The organism is Streptomyces sp. NPDC048196, from assembly GCF_040652715.1.
Lineage (GTDB): Bacteria > Actinomycetota > Actinomycetes > Streptomycetales > Streptomycetaceae > Streptomyces > Streptomyces siderophoricus.
Map to the genome: position 1 here is coordinate 1 of NZ_JBEZMM010000110.1, position 2,725 is coordinate 2,725.

The window sequence follows — 2,725 nt, forward strand, 5'->3', positions numbered from 1 at the left end:
GTTGGGTGCGGTGACGGGCCTGGGGGGCGGGTGTTTGGGACTGCTGTCGCTTTACGTCCCAAACACCGGCCCCTCCGGCCCGTCCCCTCCCGTTGGGGGAGTGTGCGGGTGAGTGGGGGCGCGCGTTGTGGCACGTCCACCTGACGTCGCCGGACAGCGGGAATACCGGCCCCAGCCCGTTGGGTTGTGGCCCCGCAGGGGGCCCTCGCGACCCTTACGGGATCTGTTCGACCCACCCCTACGGGTACCCAGGTCCCCTTATACCCCCAACGCCCACCCCCGCCGCCCTCTTCCCACTCCCCTCACGGGAGGGGACAGACCGGAGGACGAAGTCTGTAGGGCTGTCACCGCACCCGGCACCCACCCAGCCCGCCGCAGGCGCGACGGTGAACAACACCCGCGGCGGGACGGCCAGGTACGTGGTAGGCGCCGCAAAGCGCACGGCGAGCGAGCCCCGCGGCGTCGCAGACAGCTACGTACGCGGCGCCGCAAAGCGCGCAACGGCGAACAAGCCCCGCGGCGGGACGGCCAACTAGGTGGGAGGCGAAGCAAAGCGCACAACGGCGAGCAACAACCGCGGCGGGACAGCCGGGTACGTGGGGATTACTTGTCCGCCGTCAGCGTGCCCGCTGCGCCCCAGCTGTCGGTCGGGACCTCCTGGATCCAGACCTGCACGGTTTCGGCGGGGATCTTGTACGCGTCCACGAAGGCATCGGTGATCTGCCGGACCAGCTCCCGCTTCAGCTCGACGCTGCGCGGGCCCTGCTGGACGGTGACGATGGGCATGACGAACTCCCCTGGTCTACGGGCCACTTGGCCGTTCGCGGCGGTTTTGCCGACGTGCCCTCAGTCCATCGCGTACGGCCCGCGCGACCAAGAAGCGGATCGCGCCCGCAGCGATCACGGATCGAGATCGGGCGGGCTCAGGCGGCGGGCCACACCCCGCCGCCGCCCGCCTCCGCGCAGGCCCGCAGCAGCGGCTCCAGCCCGGCCGGCGGATCGCTGCGACGCACCGCGAGATGGGTGGTGAGCTCCATGCCCGGGTTGCGGAACGGCAGGAAGGCCACCCGGGGCGTATGGAGCCGGTCGGCGTGTGAGGCGTAGACGACGGTCCACAGCCCGTCCGCCGGGCCGGCGGCGCCGATCGCGGTCAAGGTGTCGTCCAGCGAGCTGTACCGAGGACCGGGCACGGGGGCGAAACCGGCGTCATGACACGCGTTGACCACGAGGTCGACCAGGGCGCGGTTGTTGCGCCGCTCGGTCAGCAGCAGTGGCACCGGGGCGAGTTCGGTCAGCGCGACCGTGCCGGGCGAGGCGGCGAGCGGATGCCGGGCCGGGACGGCCGCCACCAGCGGGTCCTGCCACAGCGGGAGGAACCTCAGCCCCTCCCGGCCGCCGTTGTCCGGCTCACCGCGGAGGAACGCCGCGGCCAGCTCGCCCGAGACCACCCGGTCGAGCCGCTCCGGGGCCCGCGCCGAAACCAGCTCCACCCCGATCTCCGGGGCGAGCCCGGCCAGCGCGTCCAGCACCCGGTCCAGATGCGCACCCAGGCCCGTGCTCGTCCCCAGGCGCAGGGTGCGGGACCGGCCGGCGGTCAGCTCGGCGACGACGGCGCGGGCGCGCTCCTCGGCCGCCAGCAGCGCCTGGGCCTCCGGCAGGAACCGCGCGCCGACGGCCGTCAGCCGCACCTGGCGCGCCGAGCGGTCGAACAGCTCGGCCCCCAGCTCCCGTTCCAGCCGCCGGACCTGCTGACTCACCGCCGACTGCACGATGTGCAGCCGCTCGGCCGCCCGCCCGAAGTGCAACTCCTGCGCGACCGTGACGAAATACCGCACCTGGCGCAGCTCCACGCCGTCCCCCTTCCGACCGGCTCCCCCACCGGTCGATTTCAGTTGCCGCACCGTTCGCGGCCCGCCATCATCCCGTCATGATCGACCCCACCGCACTTTCGGAGAAGCCGGTGCTCACGGGCGAGCGGATCCGGCTGGTCCCGCTCACGCTCCGGCACGCAGACGCCTTCCACGCCACCTTCCTCGACCCCGAGATACGCCGACTGACCGGCACCCACCGCGACTGGACACTGCCCGAACTGCAGGACTGGTGCGCAGCCGCCGCCGGGCGCCCCGACCGTCTCGACCTCGCCATCGAGGATCGGGAGACCGGCGGCTACCTCGGCGAACTGGCGCTGAGCCAGATCGACAAGGACAACGCCAACGGCAGCTTCCGTATTTCCCTCGCCGCGGACGCCACCGGCCGCGGCATCGGCCCCGAGGCGATCCGCCTCCTCCTGGCCTACGCCTTCGACCGGGTGGGCCTGCACCGCGTCGAGCTGGAGGTCTTCCCGTTTAACCCGCGCGCGCAACGTGCTTACGAGAAGTGCGGCTTCGAGGTGGAGGGCCGCCTGCGCGACGCGCTGCACTGGGACGGCGAATGGCAGGACGTCTTGATCATGGCGGCCCTTGCGTGACCGCTTCGCGGGCGATCCCCACGTACCTGTCTGCTGCGCCGCGGGGCTCGCTCGCCGATGCGCTTTGCGGCGCCCCCGCACGTACCTGTCTGCGGCGTCGCGGGTCGTCTCGCCGTTGCGCCTTGCGGCGCTCCGCACGTAGCTCTCTGCTGCGCCGCGGGGCGTCTGGCCGTTGCGCCTGCGGCGGGCTGGGTGGGTGTCGGGTGCGGTGACGGGCCTGCGGGGCCGGTGTTTGGGACTGCTGTCGCTTTACGTCCC

General features: G+C 72.6%; 3 protein-coding genes. 1 reads left to right on the plus strand and 2 read right to left on the minus strand.

Going from position 1 to position 2,725, the window contains the following annotated elements:
- Nucleotides 1–603: 603 nt before the first annotated feature.
- The gene (gene dmpI, locus AB0E02_RS39235; RefSeq protein WP_093486277.1) at nucleotides 604–786 is read right to left on the minus strand and encodes a 4-oxalocrotonate tautomerase DmpI; all 183 of its coding nucleotides are present in this window, start codon (nucleotides 784–786) and stop codon (nucleotides 604–606) included.
- Between the two features lie 137 nt (nucleotides 787–923).
- Nucleotides 924–1,850: a LysR family transcriptional regulator gene (locus AB0E02_RS39240; protein ID WP_362149572.1), complete on the minus strand. Its 927-nt coding sequence runs from the start codon at nucleotides 1,848–1,850 to the stop codon at nucleotides 924–926.
- A gap of 77 nt (nucleotides 1,851–1,927) precedes the next feature.
- On the opposite strand from AB0E02_RS39240, the gene AB0E02_RS39245 reads away from it, so the two are divergent.
- Nucleotides 1,928–2,467 (plus strand): GNAT family protein, encoded by a 540-nt coding sequence (locus tag AB0E02_RS39245; protein WP_362149574.1) that lies wholly within the window; start codon nucleotides 1,928–1,930, stop codon nucleotides 2,465–2,467.
- Nucleotides 2,468–2,725 lie beyond the last annotated feature (258 nt).